The organism is Paenibacillus physcomitrellae (assembly GCF_002240225.1).
Taxonomy (GTDB): domain Bacteria; phylum Bacillota; class Bacilli; order Paenibacillales; family Paenibacillaceae; genus Fontibacillus; species Fontibacillus physcomitrellae.
Window position 1 is genome coordinate 873,604 of record NZ_CP022584.1, and the last position, 19,171, is coordinate 892,774.

The following is a 19,171-nucleotide window of genomic DNA, read 5'->3' on the forward strand; positions in this document are numbered from 1 at the left end:
ATGTTTGCACTTTTTTACACTTCTCTACGAACGTTCGTAGGTGAGGAATTTGTATTTGTACGGATTTTTTTCGTCGGTTAACCCCTGGCGTTCCTCGGTCAACTGAAAAAGACTCCAGTCAATCTCAGGCATCACCACGTCTCCTTCAATGCTCTCCTCGATCTCCGTAACCAGCAGTTTATCGGCAATGGGCAGGAAATACCTGAACAGCTCGGCACCGCCGATCACCATCAGTTCGCCTTTATCCGCTAAATGGACCGCTTCACCAAAAGAGTGAATCACTTCAGCGCCTTCCGCTTTGAACGCTTTATCGCGGGTAAGTACCACATTTACACGATTCGGCAGCGGTCTGCCGTTCATCGATTCCCAGGTTTTGCGGCCCATCAGAACCGTTTTGCCTGTCGTTTGGGCTTTAAAGAAAGCCATATCGGCCGGCAGACGCCAAGGCAGCGCATTGTCGCGTCCGATCACACCGCCTTCCGCCATGGCCCAGATCAACGTAATGCTCATTCGGTATCAGATCCTCCTAATCATTTGCTTGAGCTTAATCTTCAACAAACCTCTTCAAGGAAGAGAATCTGTTAAATCGCTACCGGCGCTTTAATTCCCGGATGATGCTGATAGTTCACAAACTCGAAATCCTCAAATTTGTAATCAAAAATGGAATCCGGCTTGCGTTTAATAACAAGCTGCGGCAGCGGATAAGGTTCTCTGGCCAGTTGGGTCTTAACCTGCTCCAGATGGTTGGAATAGATATGCACGTCTCCTCCTGACCAGATGAACTCCCCGGCTTCCAGGTCGCACTGCTGGGCAATCATATGGGTCAAAAGCGCATAACTTGCAATGTTAAACGGCAGTCCAAGGAAGGTATCTACGGAACGCATCGTCAGCATGCAGGACAATTTACCGTCCGCCACATAGAATTGAAACACAAAATGACAAGGCGGAAGCTTCATATTATCGATCTCAGCTACATTCCAGGCGCTGACCAGGTGACGGCGGGAATTCGGGTTGTTCTTGATGCCGTCTACCAAAGCGGCGATCTGGTCAATCTTCCGGCCATCCGGCGCTTCCCAGGACCGCCACTGAGAACCGTATACGGGTCCCAGTTCACCGTTCTCATCTGCCCATTCATCCCAAATGGTAACACCATTCTCTTGCAGATAGGATATGTTGGTATCTCCCTTAAGGAACCAGAGAAGTTCATGAACAACGGATTTCAGATGTACTCGTTTTGTTGTTACCAGCGGAAACCCTTCCGATAGATCAAAGCGAAGCTGGCGGCCAAATACGGACAAAGTGCCTGTACCTGTCCGGTCCCCTTTTTCCACACCATGATCGAGAATATCTTGCAGTAAATCCAAATATGCTTTCATTAAAGTCTTGCACCTCGTTTATCTTTAGCCTCAAACCGTAACGTCTGCGGTTATTTAACGTCCATTATATCATCCCGCGTTAGGTTTGGGAGATTCAAATCCTTTATCAGGGTAAAAAACGACTCTATACAATTCGTTCAATTCGCTTTCTTCGTTCTATCGCTCAAATCGTTCGCATCATTTCATTAAAAAGGCTTGAACGCTAAAAAAGGAGCGAGAACGTGAACGTTCTCGCTCCTTGCTAACAAGATTCAAACTTGTTTCTTAGGAGCCACTACGTGAATAGGGTGTCCTTCAACAAGCTCGGCTGTTTCCATTACAATTTCACCAAGTGTAGGGTGAGCGTGAATGGTCAGGGAGATGTCTTCAAGAGTTGCTCCCATTTCAATAGCCAGACCCAGCTCGGCGATCAGGTTGGAGGCTTCAACACCTACAATTTGCGCACCGATAACTACGTCGTTTTCTTCTTTGGCTATCATCTTCACGAAACCTTCGGATTGGTTCAGGGACAAAGCACGGCCGTTGCCCGCGTACGGGAATTTACCGACTTTAACTTTGTAGCCTTTCTCTTTCGCTTCGGATTCCGTGTAACCTACGCTTGCGCATTCTGGATCCGTGAAGCACACGGCAGGAATCGCTTTGTAGTCCACAACGGAGGGAAGTCCGGAGATCGCTTCTGCAGCCACTTTACCTTCGTAAGAAGCTTTGTGGGCCAAAGCAGGACCTGGAACAACGTCACCGATCGCGAAAATTTTAGGGTTGGAAGTACGGCCTTGGTGATCGACTTTGATCAATCCGCGGTCAGTTACTTCAACGCCGGCCAGCTCAAGGCCGAAGTCGCCATCCGTGTTTGGACGACGGCCAACCGTAACGAGCAGGTAGTCAGCTGTAATTTCTTTAGCTTCACCGTTAACGGAATATTTAACCGTAACTTCTTTATCGTTTTGTTCAGCACTTTCCGCTTTCGCGTTGGTGATGATTTCGATGTTTGTTTTAGCCATGTTCTTCGCAACAAGGCGAGTCATGTCTTTATCGAAGCCAGGCAGGATGCTGTCCATACCTTCGATGATCGTTACTTTCGTTCCGAACTTGGAATACATTTGACCCAATTCAGCGCCGATGTATCCACCGCCGATCAGCACGAGGCTCTTAGGAACCTCAGGCAGGCTCAGAGCTTCTGTCGAAGACAGGATGCGGCCGCCGAACGGGAATGGTTTCAATTCAATCGGACGGGAACCGGTAGCGATGATGCAATGTTTGAACCGGTAACGAGGAGCTTCATTGTCGTTGAACAAACGAGCTTCTGTTTCGTTGATGAACATGCATTCGCCGCGGAAAATTTCAACCTTGTTGCCTTTAAGCAGACCACCTACGCCGCTGGTCAGCTTTTTAACAACACTGTTTTTGAATTCTTGAGTTTTGCTGAAATCCACTTTAACATTTTCGGCGGTTACGCCGAAAACGCCGCCGTGCTGCGCATTTTCAAACTGATGAGCTGCGGAGATCAAGGCTTTGGAAGGAATACATCCCACGTTCAAGCACACACCGCCAAGCTCGCCTTTTTCTACGATTACTACCTTTTGGCCCAGCTGAGCAGCGCGAATAGCTGCTACATAACCGCCGGGACCGGCACCGATGACTAGTGTATCGATATCAAGAGAAGCGTCTCCTACTACCATTCTTTACACCTCCATAACAAGCAGCTCAGGGTTCGCGAGCAGCTCTTTAATGTAGTTCATGAAGTTTTGAGCCGTTGCGCCGTCGATCAGACGGTGGTCGAAGCTCAAGGACAAGGCCATAACCGGAGCAACGACGACTTCGCCGTTCTTCACAACCGGTTTCTCGGAGATACGGCCAGTACCCAGGATCGCAACTTCAGGGTAGTTGATGATCGGAGTAAAGAACATACCGCCTGCGGAACCAATGTTCGAAATCGAGATGCTGCTGCCTCTCATTTCAGCCGGCGTCAGTTTGCCGTCGCGGCCGCGGGCAGCCAGGTCACGGATCGTGTCAGCGATCATCCAGATGCTCTTACGGTCAGCATCTTTGATAACCGGTACGATCAAGCCGTTATCTGTATCGGTAGCGATACCGATGTTGTAGTATTTCTTATAAACGATCTCGTTGTTCTCTTCGTCGATGGAAGCGTTAAGAGCCGGGAATTTGCGGGAAGCCGCAACCAAAGCTTTAACGATGAACGGAAGATAAGTAACTTTTGTACCTTTCTTCTCAGCGATCGGTTTCATGCGTGTACGGAAGGCTACAAGCTCGGTTACGTCCACTTCGTCCATGATCGTAACGTGCGGAGCTGTGTAAGCCGATTTAACCATCGCATTGGAGATGGCTTTACGGATACCTTTGAACGGAACACGTTCTTCTTCGCCGTTTGCTGCTGCCACTGGTGTGGATGCTGCAGGAGCGGCTTTAGGCGCTGCCGCTGGAGCAGATGCTGCTGCTGGAGCTGCGGAAGCTACCGATGCAGGTGCCGCGGAGCCGCCTTTCTTGAAGCCTTCAACATCTTCACGAGTGATGCGGCCGGCTTTGCCTGTACCTTTAACTAAAGTCAGGTCAACACCCTGTTCACGGGCAAATTTACGCACGCTTGGTGTAGCCAATACTTCAGCGTTAGGAGCTGCAGGAGCAGAAGAAGCGCCTGTGTTAGCGCCGCCTTTTGCTGCGTCAGCTTCTTGAGCTGCCGCTTGAGCCGGAGCGGATTCCTGACCAGCTTGCTCAGGAACTTCGCCTTCAGCGTCAATCACCGCAACCACTTGGCCTACGCGGAATACTGCGCCGTCAGTGCCGAACACTTCAAGCACAGTACCGTTTACCGGACAAGGAACTTCAACAACAGCTTTGTCGTTTTGAACTTCCATAATGATGTCTTCGTCGGTTACTTTGTCGCCTGGTTTAATGTGCATTTTGATGATTTCGCCTTCGTGCAATCCTTCACCAAGTTCAGGGAACAGGTATTGGAATTTCGAAGAACCAGCGGAAGCAACAGGAGCTGAGGCTGCTGCAGCCGGAGCGGCTGGAGCCGGCTCGCTGTGCGCTTCTCCGCCAGCTTGTTCAGGCAATTCGCCTTCTGCTTCAATAACGGCTACTACTTGACCTACGCGGAAAACCGCGCCGTCAGCGCCGAACACTTCTTGTACTACACCGTTCACCGGGCAAGGCACTTCAACTACAGCCTTGTCGTTTTGCACTTCCATAATAATATCTTCGTCGGTTACTTTATCCCCCGGCTTGATATGCATTTTGATGATTTCACCTTCATGCAGACCTTCGCCCAATTCAGGGAAGCGGTATTCAAATTTTGCCACCAGGAAGACCTCCTCTGTATTGATTTACAAATTAAAATTCGCGAACTTGCTGAACCGCAGCGATGATGCGGGCAGGAGTCGGGAGCCAAGTATCTTCAATTTGGGCGAACGGATAAACGGTATCCGGAGCAGCCACGCGAAGCACTGGAGCTTCCAGGTGAAGAATCGCTTTTTCGTTGATTTGTGCAATGACTTCCGCAGCGATACCTGCGGATTTCTGAGCTTCCTGAACCACGATCGCGCGGTTGGTTTTCTTAACGGAAGCAATGATGGTATCGATATCGAGCGGCACAAGTGTGCGCAGGTCGATGACTTCAGCTTTCACGCCGGTTTTTTCCAGCTCGTCAGCGGCTTTAATGGCTGTATGCACCATCATACCGTAAGCGATAATGGTCACATCGGAACCTTCGCGAACTACTTTCGCCTTGCCAAGCTCTACCGTATAGTCGCCTTCAGGCACCTCATCACGGAAAGCATGATACAGGTTCAAATGCTCCATGAAAAATACAGGGTCATTGTCGCGGATCGCGGAGATCATCAGACCTTTAGCGTCGTAAGGATTAGAAGGAACAACCAGTTTAATACCTGGAGTTTGAGCGATCAAACCTTCCAAGGCGTCCGTATGAAGCTCGGCTGCTTTAACGCCGCCGCCGAATGGTGTACGGAATACGATTGGCGCATTGTAGCGGCCGCCGGAACGGTAACGCATACGAGCTGCCTGAACCACGATTTGATCCAAAGCTTCAAAGATAAAACCAACGAATTGGATTTCGGCAATCGGGCGGAATCCTTGAATACCCAAACCTACTGCCAAACCGCCGATTGCTGACTCAGCCAGCGGAGTATCGAATACACGCTCTTCACCAAATTGCTTCTGCAAACCTTCAGTTACACGGAATACGCCGCCGACATGGCCTACGTCTTCCCCGAAGATTACAACGTTCGGGTCGCGTTCCAGCTCAACGCGCATTGCGTCGCGGATCGCTTCTTTCATGTTCATTTGTGCCATTGCTATTACTCCTCCTTAACAATTTCCTCATCACGTTCAAAACACATATACAACATGTATATATGGGATTAATCCATTAGGCCTTCACCGGCAGACCTTCTATATATGTAAGAAGACGCGGCCGGCGACAGGGCTCAGCATAAGCAGAAGTCCGATCTTATTTAAAATCCGCTTTTTGCTCTTCCAGATGTTTAGGTGTAGCTTCAAACATGCTGTCAATCAGACCAGGAATCGTCATTTTCTCGGTTTGCTCAGCCTTTTTGATTTGCTCGTTGACTTTCGCTTTCGCTTCTTCTTTCACGCGAGCTGTGTCTTCTTCCGTCCACAAACCTTTTTTCTCCAGGTATTTAGCAAGACGGTTGATTGGGTCTTTCTCGCCCCATTGTCCTTCTTCTTCTTTCGTACGGTACTTGGAAGTATCGTCAGAAAGGGAATGCGGACGGTAACGGTAAGTCACGGCTTCAATCAATGTAGCGCCTTCGCCGTTGCGAGCACGTTCAGCAGCTTCTTGAACCGCTTTGATTACGGCAAATACGTCCATACCGTCGATCTTCACGCCAGTGATACCGGCAGCAACCGCTTTATGAGCGATGGACAATGCGCCTGTTTGCTTGGCAAATGGAGTAGTAATCGCGTAACCATTGTTTTGCACAAAGAAAATAACCGGCAGCTTGAATGCTCCAGCATAGTTCAGGCCTTCGTAGAAGTCGCCTTCAGAAGAACCGCCGTCACCTGTGTAGGTGATTACGACTTGTTTCTGTTTCTTCAATTTGTAGCCCATTGCAATTCCCATCGCGTGAAGGATCTGCGCACCGATGATGATTTGCGGCATAAGCACGTTTACACCTTCAGGAATTTGCCCGCCATGTTGATGGCCGCGGGAGTACAGGAATGCTTGGTAAAGCGGAAGACCGTGCCATACGATCTGCGGCATATCACGGTAACCAGGACATACAAAGTCTTCTTTCTGGAGCGCAAACTCACTGCCCACCATGGTTGCTTCTTGGCCGGAAACCGGCGCATAGAAACCAAGGCGGCCTTGACGTCCCAGATTGATCGCTCGTTCGTCCCAAGTACGGGTAAATACCATACGGTACATAACTTCTTTCAGTTGATCGTCTGTCAGGTCGGGTACTTTATCAGGATTAATAATTTCGCCGTCCGGAGAGAGTACGGACAAAGCTTCTACTTCTTCCGTATATACTTCATAAGGAACCTTGCTCATGTTTTTCACCTCGACAAAAAATTTGAATATCATGTTCCGCTGTTATAGAATTATTATACATCTGTTATATCCCTTTCGTCAAAGGATATAAGGAAAAATGTATTAGAAACCAAGTCTTGTATGTATAACAGCGTAATTAAATTTGTGTAACAGCAGTGAGGAATATCACAGTAAGAAAGCGCGTTCACCACCATGGTTTATCTTACCTGATCAAGCCTCCAAATGCAAAAAAAAGGAGAGTGACAGCTATGACAGATGACCGCTATTTGAAACGGACTGTCGTGAAGCATGAAATCCAGAGCCAATTTTTAAACGAAACGCGCAAGCTGCGCATTTATCTCCCGCCCGGCTACAATGAGCTGCTGAGCTACCCGGTCGTGTACTGCCAGGACGGTGAAGAATTTTTCAACTTTGGACGGATTGCCACCTTCGCCAACCAGCTGATCCTGGACGAGGACATCGAACCTTTTATTATTGTAGGAGTCGAAGTGAACGTGAAGGTCAGAACGCAGGAATATGCTCCTTTTGGAAACCGTCATGAAGCTTATGTCGCTTGTTTTACTGAAGAAATTATTCCCTACGTAGAACAGAATTATCCTGTCCGCCGCACAGCCGAGGACCGCATCCTTGCCGGGGATTCCCTGGGTGGATCCGTATCGCTTCATATCGCCCTGAAACGTAAGGATATGTTCTCCAAAATCATTACCCTGTCTGGCGCCTTTTACATCCCAAGCCAGGAAATCATCGCATCGGAGAGCGACCTTTCCTTCCTTAGCTTGTATATGGTAGTTGGACTTCAGGAGCGGGATTACCAGACAGATACCGGAATCTACGACTTTGTTGACCTGAACCGCAGAACAAAAGAACTGCTGGAGAAACGCGGCGCCAAAGTGGTTTATTTCGAGAAGGACGGCTCCCACATTTGGGGTTTCTGGCAGAAAGAGCTGCCGGATGCCCTCCGTTATTTCCTACTTTAACCATTGTTTCATTTTGCTTTCCTATAAAAGAGCACACAAAAAGGCCCGTCTTCCGACGCGGCCTTTTGTGTTTCATCCATACACAGTCTTTATCCGGGTTACCCGGCAAAAGGTTTGTTTTTCAGCGATCTTCTAGGCAGTCTCCAACGATAATGAACCGAAAGCATGCGTGACACGACAACGAGGATAAACAGGACAATCATCTCCGTTGTTGTCTGCGACCAGCCGAAGGCTACCGCCAATCCGGCGATCAATGCCCAGACCGCATAAATCTCATCCCGCAGAACCAAAGGTTTGCGGCCAGCCAGCAGGTCGCGGATAATTCCTCCGCCTACTCCCGTCAGCAGGGCAGCTACCGCAACAGCACTGGCCGGATGATCCATCTTTACAGCATACAAGGCGCCCTGTATGGCAAAAGCACCAAGACCGATCGCATCAAACCAGGCCTCGCCTTTCTTCCAATGGCTAATCCAGGATACCGGAACTAGAAAAGCTGCGGCAATCGATATGCAGGCGATCAGCATTAACGGCCCTTGCGTCCAAATCGTTGTTACAGGAACCCCGATCAGAATGTTTCTAATAATCCCTCCGCCAAAGGCGGTTGCCAAACCTAAAACAACAACTCCGAGTACATCATACTCTTCTTCCATGGCAACAAGAGCGCCCGAAACAGCAAACGCCACGGTGCCAATAATGCTGAACAGATCAAATAGCTCCATTTCCCCTGCTTCTTCCCTCTCCGTATTCTCACATATGACGTAAACATTGTAGCTTTTCCTTCCAAATTGTACAACAAAAAATTCTGTTTTATACTATAGTCATTACATAGCTCCCCAAAATGCAGCAAGGAGAGATTTCAAATGACATCTACCAATCGGGTTCTTATATTCGCTGGCGGCGATATTATCCCGGATTTCAAACAGCATATTCAGGAAGGCGATTATCTCATTGGAGCCGATTACGGCGCCTATTTTCTGATCGAACACGGGATTATCCCGGATACAGCTATTGGCGATTTTGATTCTATTACACCTCAGCAGCTGGAAGAGCTTCAGAACGTATGCCGCGAGGTTGTTGTTGTGGATCCGTTAGACAAAGATCTGACCGATGCCGAGCTGGCTTTTGACATTGCGTTGAACAGACAACCGGAGCAAATCGTTATGTTTGGCGTTCTGGGCAGCCGGCTGGATCATTCCATGGCCAACATCCAAATGATGCTGCGGGCTCTGCAGCACCAAATTTCAAGTTCAATCTGGGACAAGAACAACTTTATTACCTTGACCGGTTCCTCGGCTCTTGTGCAGCGGCGTCAATTTACTTATGTTTCGCTTCTGCCTTTGACACCCGAAGTAACAGGAATAACTCTCGAAGGGTTCCTGTACAAACTGGAAAATGCCTCGCTGAGAATGGGGCAGTCTTTAGGCATCAGCAACAAACTTGAGAAAGAAGAAGGAACCATTCAAATTGAAAGCGGCCTGCTTCTAATCATTCAAAGTAAGGACTAAATTCAAAGCCAAAGTTGTATACAAAATAAAGATCAGACGTTTTAGAGAGATTAAATAGATTACATTTATGTAACCTGTTATTGCGAAAAAAGAATATAAATCAAACAGGCTCCAACCCGTTGTCCGAACTGGGTTTGAGCCTTTTCTTTGCCCTTTGATCCCCCTTTAAATCTTAATATTTTGTAAATTTTAATCGTTTTTTAATAATGAGGGTCAACCGCCTGTTATATCTAGTTTCCTCCTATCTTTGGATAATATTAGGAAGTATCAAACCTGTTATACTTTGAACAAGCCCGAGAATACAACATCAGGAGGAACAAACAAATGATCAAAATTCAAGGACTCTACAAGAAAGTTCTGACGGTAGGTATTTGCGCTTCCGTTGGTTTCACAGGCATGATGCTTTCTGGACAAACCCAGGCTTCTGCAGCTAACAATACAGCCAATACGTCAAATGCTAGCTCTGCAGTTTCATTAAATGTTTTGGATGCGACAAGTACAGCTACATCCAAAGGTTCAAAGATCATCGCTTACGGTAAAAAGTTCATGGGAACACCTTATAAATTTGGTGCTTCTACATCAACAACCAAAAACTTTGACTGCTCTTCTTTTACCAAATACGTATTTAAACATTATGGCGTAACTTTGCCGCGGACTTCTGCAGCACAAGCCAAAAAAGGCGTAGCCGTTTCCAAAGCCAACCTGAGAGTCGGCGATCTGGTCTTCTTCTCCAGCGGCAGCCGCGCTAACGGAAAGAACGTTACTCACGTCGCTATTTATGCAGGCAATGGCAAAATTCTGCACACTTACGGTAAACCAGGTGTTACGATTTCGAATCTGAACTCCGGAAACTGGAAGAAAACTTACTTGAAAGCACGTCGCGTACTGTAGTTTTATTGAAACTACAAACTTAGCTCAGGCCCAGCGCTCGAGCCAGATCGACTTTGGGCTTAGTCGGTTAACTTTGTTCCCGACATGCAGGTTTCATTAGCTGCTACTGCAGCATATAACCTGTACCGCGGACAGTATGCAATAATTTAGGTTTGCGTCCTTTATCAATTTTACTTCGGATATGTTTGATATAAACGTCCACGACGTTTGTTTTACCAGTGAAATCATATCCCCAAACTTCATGCAGTAGCAATTCACGGCTGCAGACCTTCTTTTTTCGGCGCGCCATAAACAGCAGCAGGTCAAATTCTTTAGGCGTCAGGGGAATCTCTTCCCCTCCCCTAAACACTTTATGCTGCTTAATTTCAATACGCAGATCCTCGTGTTCTATATATTGATGTTCATGGGGATCAATGCGTTGAAATAATCCCGTCAGATTATGAATTCTCGCGATGATTTCTTCCAGGGGCGCTAGTTTGTATACATAATCGTTGGCTCCGGCGGCAAAAGCCTCCAGTAAACCTTCTGTGGTTGGGGAACCGGCCAGGGCAACGACTGGATAAGGCAGCAAGCTGTTCTCCCGTTCCAGGCCAATTAATGATTGGATGGAGTTTAGATCCCTGCAATCCACATCGATGAGCAGGAGATCCGGCAGTAGGTCTTCGAGGTCTTCAGTCTCACCGCCGGGATCAATGATGGTGATCAGATCGTTTATATTGACACCGTTACTGTCTTCCCTTGAACTCGTCCCCTTTGTTATATACCGTTTCACCACAAAGCCGGCTTCTCTAAGCCGGCTTGTTATTTGCTTCGCAAATCGGACGTCTTCGCCTTCAATAAAACCCAAACACTTCTCCTCCACCGTCTTTCACCCCGCACTCAGAAAAGTCATCCGGTTCATCTGCTAATACCCATAGTTTGCGAAGCAAAACGTTATCTCATACCCGGGCAATACCGCTTACTTCCCTATCGTGCACCTGGCTTCAAAATAACCGCTTGCCGCGGCGTCCCGTTCACTGGCAAACACTTCTTCCGTTCGATATACTCCCCCGCACTGGTTGCGCCGATAATAATATTTAACGCCCGTCCGTTCATCAATTCCGCCGATAACCGGTTCCTTCTTCAACAACCTCCCTCCTCCAAATGCAAAGTTGTTATAAAACTGATCCCCCAGCGGAATCCCCTGCAGAAAAACCAGCATCCCGGCATCGTCAATGGTATTGTTCCAAGTCTCATCGGGTATCCGGGGCAGGGTGAAGGTATAATTCACTCCTGCCCGCTCTGCCAACCGGTTATGATCGGCCAAGATCCTTTCAAGATCCCTTTCAACGGAAGATACAATTGTTGTCCTGCGGGCTGCATCCAGCAGCTGCAGATTCTTTAGCAGCGGATCATCCGTCATCAAGGCCAACTCTTCCGGCGAGCCTTGAAGAAATACACCTTGGCTTTGATCCAGAAGCGTAAGCCGGCTGTCCAATGTGAAGGACAGAGCGTTTCCGGCCGCGTCCGTGTAGGCATAAGGTTTTTTCGGGAACCAGCCGGCGCTGTTCAGCGCAGTACCATCCGGCTCCTTTCTTTCTTGTACTCCGTAGATTGAGTATCCGTCATATTCCAAGACTACAACCGCCGGAATATAAAGCATAAACGCCTGCTGACCAAGAGGGTCGTCCGCAAGATTAAAATTCAGAAACAATGTCTTCAGCAGCGCATCCAGACCAGCCTGTTTATCTACCCGGAAATATTTATCTGAGGCATACCCCGCTTCGTAGGACGGCTGCTCGTTTATATCGAGCCGACTTGCCCCATCCTGAACCGCTGTTCTTAAAACCGAGTTATATCGTTGTTCCAGCAGGAATACCTCTCTAAGTTGATCAGTATGAACTGAAGAGATCCACAATAAAGGACTTGCCAGCAGGACAAACACAATCGCCCATTCAGTAATCTTCATTAAGCACCATTCCCCCATATTCCAGCGGTGCTGCCGAAGAAGCAAAGTCCTCCCCGTAAAGAAACCGATTCAGAATGCTGGAAGCCCGCTTGCTCTGATCTTGGAGCCGGACGTCAAAATAATCTCCTGCGCTCAGGTAATAGACTCTGGACTCCAACTTAGAGTTTGCCGGTTCAATCGGGAACAGCTGCTCCATAATTTCATCCCCGAAATGAGCTTCTTCATGTACGCTGAATTTTCCAAGGAAAGTCGCAGCATCGGCAGCATCTTCATACTCAGGCTGATATTTCTTGTGGCGGTGCTCCATCTCCAGCTCAAACCCTTCCATCATTGTCCCCAGCTCTCCAGTAAACTCGTTATACATTGAGGGAGTAATGTAGCCTTTAGTTCGTACCGCATCAACAAATTGCGCAACGATCCGGTAGGCGTTCAATTGGGAAAGATCCTCCTGCCGCTTCGTATTCTGCAGCATAGGGAAGCCGTAAAGCAGCAGGACAGCCAGCAAGGCGGCTGTTATTTTGGATAACACATTAGACAATCCATTCATTCCCTCCCGCTCATTGTGCTGTAAAACTGATCTCTTTCACTTGATTTAGATCGTTGTATTCGAAAGCCGCCGTATATAATTGCTCCAGACGAATACCATTTGCCGGCGCCGTCCATTCCGGATCGGAATACGGCTGAGGCTTAGGAAAAGTCATTCCGTTCACTGTAATCCTCACGTCCTCGCCTAAACTGTTTCTCCACATATAGAGGACCTGAGCGCCGGTATATGCAAAAAGGGAAACCTCATCACGGTCTTCTTCCGAATGAACATAAATGTTTAAAGCCTGATTATAATTAACGGTACTGGACGCCTTAACCGCATTGTCGGATATTTCCACTCCCCGCAGCATGGCCGTACAGGCTGCTATAAACAGGCTTAGGCTAATCGCTGTCCAAAGCAGATGTTTGACAGAGCTGAACAGCATGCCGTTTACCGGACCGATGTTTGGGTGAAAATAAGTCCGCGAACCACATTCGAGCTGTCCTTGACTACTTCTGCCTTAAATTTGCCGCTCGGATTCACGTATTCGCTGCTGGCTTCGTTCCAAGTGTTGCCGATATTCGCATTGCTTTCGGACGATACAGATCCATAGCTGGCGTTAGAAATATTCGAAACGTCAAGTACGGAGCCGTACCATTGACCGGCCATATTTTTACCGGTTTTCACCTCAATCCCGAATTGCACCTTGCCTTTGTATTTCCGAAGTGCATTGGTAACCTGTGAACCGCTGATCGTCGTTTCGTCATAAACGGTAAATGAGGCCTGAGCAAGCTCCGTTTGGATATCCGAGAAATTATTTTGAGCGGTTTTTGTTGCCTCCTGGGCGGAGATAAACAAAATAACAACGATCGTAATTAACGCGATGGTTAGGAAAATCCCAGCAGCCACCTTAAGTGCTGAAGATGCATTATTCATGTTTTTTTACCTGCCTTTTCTTATAATTTTTGAATTTGTTCATAATAAACGGTCATTTGGCTAAAGCTCATCCAGATCAAAGGAATAACCAAATACATAAATACAAGAGCGTACATAGGCGTAAATCCGATCGTTTTTCCGAGATTCGCTTTCATCTCCAGCGTCTTCTCATAATCCAGCTTTCGCTGCTCGAAGAAATACCCCATTTCACCATCAACGTCATCAAACGCCCGGTTGACTGGAATCTTGCTTACGGCCAGTACCAGCTTGTCCGCAAGTCTCTGGAATTCAGGCATCGACACATCCTGCTTCATTGCTTCAATAGCTTCCTCCGGCCCGTGTTCATAATGAAGCAGACATTTTTCGATCGGAGTTTTGAAAATAACAGCAAAAGAATTCAGCCATTCCATAATCTCTTCAACGGAAATCCGGTTCATCTCTCGTAAAATGAAAATGAGCGTATAAAATTGATAAATTTCATGCTTCATTTCCATCCTGCGGATTCTCCGCTGGAACTGGAGCAGCCAATACGGCCCATAATAAGCGCAAACGGCCGCTCCAAGCGCCGCAAGAACCTCCCATCCCCTTAAAACCTCCGACTTCCACTGACCCAGCTTGCCGGCAATACGGTTCACGGAATCATTCAGCTGATCTTTGGTTAGAGGTACTTCCGTATGCTTGGAAATGCTTCCAGCAATCTTTTCATACCCCGGATGTTTGATCATTCCCAATTCCTTCATAATTTCTTTATCAGTGGCTGCCTCGGCTGACAGTCTGGCCCTCTCCTGTTGATCCGGCGCTCCAAACAGCAGCTGAGTGGAATGGGCCCCGTTCAAGATATGCGTTCTAACGTTGGCATGCAGCACCAGAATCAAAGAGAACACCACTACAAAAGCTCCTGCAAAATAAACCAACCGGCGGACATAAAACCATTCCACCCTCATTTTGCTGAAGGTATCTCTAAGCAGTTCTGCATTCCGGACATAACTTTGAGATTTAGGATGGGGCAGGAAGGGCCGAATCAGCTTTCGGATGACTCTCCGCTCATAAAGCCGTTTCTCCCAGCTGGAAGCAAACTTCAAAGGACTGTACTCTTCTTCACTTTTTAATTTTTGCAGCAGCATGTAACAAATAAAAATAACCAGATAGATTACCATTTTTGTAAGCATGCCGTATTTGCCGGCATAAAAATCGTCCATCAGCGGAAAATTGCCCCTTGCCCACCGCTCAATCGGCTTGGTGAAAAAGAGCGGCGCAATCGCAATGACGTGCAATCCCTTTAATAGATAATCGAGTTTTGTCAGACGAAGCAGATCCAGATGAATTTCTTTGGCGAGTTCAGATAAAGCATTTAGAAATAGCGACCCGCCGCGGCTGACCTTGTCGCCATATTCCATGACCAAATAGGAAACTCCGGCAAATGTTTTTAGAAACCTTCCGGGATTCATTTCATAATAAACCTCCAGACTGCGCTCTGGTTCATGGGCGTTTAAAGCCTCATAGATACGGTAGCCGTGGGCAGAAATCTCCCTGCCGGCCTCCTCAGATGCCTCCCGGATCGCTTCATCCACCATACCGGAGCGGTGATAAGCATGACGGACGGCCGTAAACAAAGCATCAGTCTGCCCAAGCAGCCGGCGCTGAAGTTTGTTGGCATAAGCCTCCAGCAGCAGGCCGTTCATAACCGCCGCTGTAATCAGCAAAGTCATGAGATAAACGGGATCCGGATTCATCAGAAATAAAATGATGATTCCGCTGCTAATTAGTCCAAGCAGCCCGTATACCATCGCGGTTGTCCGCAGCCTGATCCGATATTCGTCCTGCTGCAGGCCTATACTCAGCCGGCTTCTAACCTTCAGCGTATATTGGCGAAGCAGCGGAATTTTCAGAAACAGCAGATAGGAACGCTGCAGCAGCAAATACAGGGCTGTTTTCCAGCGAAACTTCCCTTTGCCAGCGGGTGTTGCGCGGAGCGGAATATCGTTGTTCTTCCGCATAAGCTGGCCAAGGATGTTAACGGTGATAATGACCGCGGCAAATCCAGCCATACTCAGGCCAGACACCCAGTAAAGCAGTGTTTTAAGCTCCAAGCTGCTCCCCCCAGTGATCGGCCAGGAAACGGTCAAAACGAATCGCGTCTACCGGAACCATCTCCTTCTTCATTTCCTGCCAGGTCAACGCCGAAATCGCATCCTGCACTTTATATTTACCGTCAGTGTAGACCACAATATCTCTCGCTTCATATTGAGCCGACTGCCCCCATCGATCCGATTGAACAGAAACCGGCACACATTCCGTAATTCGTTCTATGTATCTGGTTCCATCCATGTTATGGCGCAAATGAACGTCAAAGTGAATGGCCCGGACTACCTGCTTCTCCGCCGTGAGCTCATCTCGAAACAAGCCGGCTTTAAGCAAGGAGTTGCGGAGCGAATGAATCAGATCCGCAAACGTTTTGGCATGATGGGTAAATACGGTGAACAAACTGGCCACCTGCGACATTTGGATCATCCATGCGGCCACTTCATCCGTCGCCACTTCTCCAAGGATATTGACGGCACCGTCGGTCTTCTTCTGAAGATCCAGCCCCTGTTGGCCGGATATATGATCCGTTTCCCGGAAGGTCAGAATATTCCGTTTCGGATACAATCTGCGAAGATGAAGTTCGAAAGACATCTCCTGAATACGCAGCGTATAGGAACCATAAATATATTTGATCATGGCCATCAGAAGCGTCGTTTTCCCCGCCCCTTGAGAACCTGTCACCGCAGTGATCCGGCCGCCTTTCATTAGAAATTGCAGCAGGGAAATTACCGTCTCCGCCCCTTCGCCCTTAATCAGCTGCTCCAGCGAAGCACTTCCGATATCAAATTTACGGACGAAGAAAGCCCAACTTTCGGCAAACGGCGGCCGAACCACCACAACTCTGGAGCCGTCCTTCATTTCATTCACTTTATAAGCTGAAGCTTCGGACAACTGGCCGGGCAGATTATATTTATAAATGTTTTGGCACACCCGCTTTAACTCTCCCTCAGAGCCAAAGGACAGGAAGGACAATCGGATCGATTTGCCTTTATAGAAAATCCATACGCTGTCAAAATTCCGTTCTTTGCTGTCTTCCAGCCCGTGGCCTTCTTCCGGGCCATGTTCGAGAACCTGCTGCACCGCAGCGTCGCTGCCGGTATAATCCGAACCGCTCACGCCACCGCTGACACCATCGATCCACTGATCTCTGATCTCATCCACGACTGAAAATCCTTTATACATCTGGTAGATCCGCTGAACAATCAGATCCAGCTTCTCTTTCTCATCAAGCTCTCTGTATTCCATGAAGAAGATATGGTTAATCTCCTCTTCATCAATCTCATATCTGAGGTCCCCCTCGGAGGCCTCGTCCAATTTGGGTGAATCCAGCTGGTATTCCTCGATCATGACGGACAGTGCCTTGTTCCCATGCCGCTGCTTATACAGATATAACAAGATTTCAAATCTGTCCTGCACACTCAGCTTCTCGCGTTCATCAAAGGGGATCATACGATTGATCATCCCGGAAGATAGAGGATAGCCGGATTCCAGAACATGGGTTATGTAGTTCTTGACAAATAACTTGTCCCGCAGATCACCGGATATACAGCCCTTAAGCGCTTGTCTCAGTTCAGCCCGCTGATTCCGTTTTCGTTTGTATTCCTCTTCGCTTAATCCATAATCATCGAGATGGTTGCGGCTTAGATCATGCAGTGACTCTTTGACGAAATTCAAGGCCTTTAGGATTTCATCCGTTTCCTTGGATCTGGCCGCGTACTCCTCATCTTGAAAGGCCTGTTGCTCAGTTCCTCTCCGGACGAACCAGATGCTTACTGAGCTTAAAAGCACAATGGCAAAGATCATCCAACCCACATCAATCATGGCATCACCTCCTCCATTTCCACTTTCGAAAGCCCGCCCTCCATCCGCATTTCATCCAACCGGGCAGTCAGGTTGCGAACAGCCGTCATGAAAGAGAAATTAGTCTGAGATTTCCTTAACGAACGCTGATTTCTGAGCATGAAAGCAAGGGCCTCCCCGTTATTCCAGGCATTCACATAATCCGTACAATGGGGAACGCCAATAATAGGCATCGCACCTCCAAATAATCGTTTGACATTTTTGACACTTAGAACCGAACTTTCATCGTAAGGATAAAGCACAATAAGATGCCTTCTATCCCCTGGCTGGTTTGAAAGAACGCGGTGATAATAACGCTGCAGGACCCCTCTGTTCTGACGGAGCACCACGATCTGTCTATCCTCTGGCTCAATGCCGCTTTGATGGAGCATCCATTCAGACCCTTGGATAAAGATACGGCTGTATTTCCCCGCAGCCTTCTGCCAAATTCGGCGGTATATCAGTTCCTTTGCGGCCAAACCTTGCCTTGCCGGAAACCCATGCCCGGAGGCAAGATCCAGCTGTCCCTTCAGAAGAGGCAAAGTATAATCCGAAACGTTGTCGCCGCTTAGTCGGCCGCTTTCCGCCAAACGAAATAAGGCGTCCATTCCCTCTTCAGCAACGATTTGTTCCCGGTGCATATCTGATTTGCCGGGTGACAGGAATCCCTGCTCGGCACCTTCTCCTTTGGAACCCAGGTGGACAAGTAGACTTGCGCCAAAACGGTTTAGTCCGGATTCCATGGCAGCTGCAGCGGCGATTTCAGGCGCTCCGAACGAATTTTCTCCGTCATAGATTAGGAATTTGCCCATACCTGCCTCCTTGCGCTGCTTCTGAACAAGCTTCGTGTCTTGACTATTCCGCTGCCCGCCATCCGGTCGGTCAGAGCTGTGATAGCTTTCTTATAACTACGCGACAGAGGTTTAATATGAAGAGCCCGGTTGTGTTCATTCTCCAGCTGAATCCCGTAATCCCGTTCATCCCAATGGACTTTGACCCCCTGCTCGTCCCATTTGACCGGCAGCTGCCGAATCATTTCTCTTATGTAAGATTCCTCAATCAAGCTTTCGACGTAACGAATAAAGACGATCCCGGCGGAAATGTCCTGCAAAGCGGGATATTTCGAGAATAGAAGCTTGAACCACTCTACACTGCGCTCAACAGCAAACCGTTCAAAGGCTGTCACCCAAACGATACCGGCGCTTGTTCTCCAGTCGGCCTCATCGCAAAACGTTAATTTTTCCAAATCATAAACTACAAAATCATAATCCTCGATTGTGCAGCCTTGGTCCTTTAAATAAACTTTTAGAGATTCTGCGGAAAAGAAACCACATGCCACATCAAAGCCGCAGTATTCGGTGATCGGTAATGATTGATCGGCTTGGCCGATCGAATAGCGGTAAATCTGCCGTTCCGTTCCATCTACCAGCAGCACTTTAGCACCCGCGGAAGCAAGAAGTCTGCATATATACAGCAGCAGATCGTGTTTATCACTTACCCCGGCATAAATCCAGCTTTTCATACGTTATTTCCT

At 48.1% G+C, this 19,171-nt stretch carries 19 protein-coding genes; 3 read left to right on the forward strand and 16 right to left on the reverse strand.

Annotated features, from left to right (window positions below):
• Positions 1-24: 24 nt before the first annotated feature.
• From CBE73_RS03940 to pdhA, 6 genes are all read right to left on the reverse strand, one after another.
• The gene (locus CBE73_RS03940; RefSeq protein ID WP_094093091.1) at positions 25-510 is read right to left on the reverse strand and encodes a dihydrofolate reductase; all 486 of its coding nucleotides are present in this window, start codon (positions 508-510) and stop codon (positions 25-27) included.
• Positions 511-581: 71 nt separating this feature from the next.
• Positions 582-1,376 (reverse strand): thymidylate synthase, encoded by a 795-nt coding sequence (gene thyA / locus CBE73_RS03945; protein ID WP_094093092.1) that lies wholly within the window; start codon positions 1,374-1,376, stop codon positions 582-584.
• A gap of 251 nt (positions 1,377-1,627) precedes the next feature.
• A complete protein-coding gene (gene lpdA / locus CBE73_RS03950) occupies positions 1,628-3,055 on the reverse strand; it encodes a dihydrolipoyl dehydrogenase (RefSeq protein WP_094093093.1) in 1,428 nt (475 codons plus the stop codon).
• 3 nt (positions 3,056-3,058) lie between these two features.
• The gene (locus CBE73_RS03955; RefSeq protein ID WP_094093094.1) at positions 3,059-4,696 is read right to left on the reverse strand and encodes a 2-oxo acid dehydrogenase subunit E2; all 1,638 of its coding nucleotides are present in this window, start codon (positions 4,694-4,696) and stop codon (positions 3,059-3,061) included.
• A 31-nt stretch (positions 4,697-4,727) separates the two neighbouring features.
• The gene (locus tag CBE73_RS03960; protein ID WP_094093095.1) at positions 4,728-5,705 is read right to left on the reverse strand and encodes an alpha-ketoacid dehydrogenase subunit beta; all 978 of its coding nucleotides are present in this window, start codon (positions 5,703-5,705) and stop codon (positions 4,728-4,730) included.
• Between the two features lie 157 nt (positions 5,706-5,862).
• Positions 5,863-6,930 carry a pyruvate dehydrogenase (acetyl-transferring) E1 component subunit alpha gene (pdhA, locus tag CBE73_RS03965; RefSeq protein WP_094093096.1) on the reverse strand — a complete coding sequence of 356 codons (1,068 nt, stop codon included), beginning with the start codon at positions 6,928-6,930 and terminating at the stop codon, positions 5,863-5,865.
• Between the two features lie 248 nt (positions 6,931-7,178).
• Between pdhA and CBE73_RS03970 the strand changes: the two genes are divergently transcribed.
• Complete coding sequence (locus CBE73_RS03970) at positions 7,179-7,907, forward strand: alpha/beta hydrolase (protein WP_094093097.1); 729 nt, start codon at positions 7,179-7,181, stop codon at positions 7,905-7,907.
• Positions 7,908-8,005: 98 nt separating this feature from the next.
• Here the strand turns inward: CBE73_RS03970 and CBE73_RS03975 are convergent, their stop codons facing one another.
• Positions 8,006-8,626 carry a trimeric intracellular cation channel family protein gene (locus tag CBE73_RS03975; RefSeq protein WP_094093098.1) on the reverse strand — a complete coding sequence of 207 codons (621 nt, stop codon included), beginning with the start codon at positions 8,624-8,626 and terminating at the stop codon, positions 8,006-8,008.
• A gap of 141 nt (positions 8,627-8,767) precedes the next feature.
• Between CBE73_RS03975 and CBE73_RS03980 the strand changes: the two genes are divergently transcribed.
• Together CBE73_RS03980 and CBE73_RS03985 are read left to right on the forward strand one after the other, a co-directional pair.
• The gene (locus tag CBE73_RS03980; RefSeq protein ID WP_094093099.1) at positions 8,768-9,412 is read left to right on the forward strand and encodes a thiamine diphosphokinase; all 645 of its coding nucleotides are present in this window, start codon (positions 8,768-8,770) and stop codon (positions 9,410-9,412) included.
• A 327-nt stretch (positions 9,413-9,739) separates the two neighbouring features.
• Positions 9,740-10,303, forward strand: coding sequence for a C40 family peptidase (locus tag CBE73_RS03985; RefSeq protein ID WP_373286343.1), 564 nt, complete (start codon positions 9,740-9,742; stop codon positions 10,301-10,303).
• A 103-nt stretch (positions 10,304-10,406) separates the two neighbouring features.
• On the opposite strand, the gene CBE73_RS03990 is transcribed toward CBE73_RS03985, so the two are convergent.
• The 9 genes from CBE73_RS03990 to CBE73_RS04030 form a co-directional block, all read right to left on the reverse strand.
• Positions 10,407-11,150: a response regulator transcription factor gene (locus CBE73_RS03990; RefSeq protein WP_157739396.1), complete on the reverse strand. Its 744-nt coding sequence runs from the start codon at positions 11,148-11,150 to the stop codon at positions 10,407-10,409.
• Positions 11,151-11,261: 111 nt separating this feature from the next.
• Positions 11,262-12,251, reverse strand: a complete 990-nt coding sequence (locus CBE73_RS03995) for a hypothetical protein (protein WP_094093101.1) — start codon at positions 12,249-12,251, stop codon at positions 11,262-11,264.
• Positions 12,238-12,780 (reverse strand): hypothetical protein, encoded by a 543-nt coding sequence (locus tag CBE73_RS04000; RefSeq protein WP_244905545.1) that lies wholly within the window; start codon positions 12,778-12,780, stop codon positions 12,238-12,240. The genes CBE73_RS03995 and CBE73_RS04000 overlap by 14 nt, the downstream gene beginning before the upstream one ends.
• Before the next feature lie 28 nt (positions 12,781-12,808).
• Positions 12,809-13,222 (reverse strand): hypothetical protein, encoded by a 414-nt coding sequence (locus tag CBE73_RS04005; protein WP_094093103.1) that lies wholly within the window; start codon positions 13,220-13,222, stop codon positions 12,809-12,811.
• A 5-nt stretch (positions 13,223-13,227) separates the two neighbouring features.
• Positions 13,228-13,713 (reverse strand): ABC transporter permease, encoded by a 486-nt coding sequence (locus tag CBE73_RS04010; protein ID WP_094093104.1) that lies wholly within the window; start codon positions 13,711-13,713, stop codon positions 13,228-13,230.
• A gap of 20 nt (positions 13,714-13,733) precedes the next feature.
• Positions 13,734-15,803, reverse strand: coding sequence for a hypothetical protein (locus CBE73_RS04015; RefSeq protein ID WP_094093105.1), 2,070 nt, complete (start codon positions 15,801-15,803; stop codon positions 13,734-13,736).
• Positions 15,793-17,619 carry an ATPase, T2SS/T4P/T4SS family gene (locus CBE73_RS04020; protein ID WP_229752500.1) on the reverse strand — a complete coding sequence of 609 codons (1,827 nt, stop codon included), beginning with the start codon at positions 17,617-17,619 and terminating at the stop codon, positions 15,793-15,795. Before CBE73_RS04020 ends, CBE73_RS04015 begins: the two co-directional genes overlap by 11 nt.
• Positions 17,616-18,449 carry a hypothetical protein gene (locus CBE73_RS04025; RefSeq protein WP_094093106.1) on the reverse strand — a complete coding sequence of 278 codons (834 nt, stop codon included), beginning with the start codon at positions 18,447-18,449 and terminating at the stop codon, positions 17,616-17,618. Before CBE73_RS04025 ends, CBE73_RS04020 begins: the two co-directional genes overlap by 4 nt.
• Positions 18,434-19,159 (reverse strand): hypothetical protein, encoded by a 726-nt coding sequence (locus CBE73_RS04030; protein WP_094093107.1) that lies wholly within the window; start codon positions 19,157-19,159, stop codon positions 18,434-18,436. The genes CBE73_RS04025 and CBE73_RS04030 overlap by 16 nt, the downstream gene beginning before the upstream one ends.
• Between the last annotated feature and the right edge of the window lie 12 nt (positions 19,160-19,171).